This is a genomic window from Pseudomonas sp. BJa3, assembly GCF_026343815.1.
Taxonomy (GTDB): domain Bacteria; phylum Pseudomonadota; class Gammaproteobacteria; order Pseudomonadales; family Pseudomonadaceae; genus Aquipseudomonas; species Aquipseudomonas soli.
Genome location: NZ_JAOXMC010000453.1, coordinates 1 through 244, shown reverse-complemented (window position 1 = coordinate 244; position 244 = coordinate 1). Strand labels below are relative to the sequence as shown.

Genomic DNA, 244 nt, shown 5'->3' with positions numbered 1-244 from the left:
AGGCCTTTCATGATGACGATGGCCTCCTCATTGATGTTGGCGTACCAGACTTCTGCTTCGCCAAAGAACTTCACGTTCATCAGGTTGATCGCTATGATCAGCAGGAAGAACGCCGCCGCGGTTACCCAGGTCGTGATTTCCGGCCACCAGTAGTTGACGTACTAGCCCACCGCCGACAGTTCCGACATGCCCACCAGGATAAACAGCACCCAGCAGTTCCAGCCCGATTGGAAGCCGGCGAAAC

At 55.7% G+C, this 244-nt stretch carries 1 pseudogene; it reads right to left on the bottom strand.

Features of this window, described 5'->3' with window-relative positions:
• A pseudogene (locus OH705_RS28390) lies at positions 1-244 on the bottom strand (aromatic amino acid transporter AroP); the annotation flags it as partial.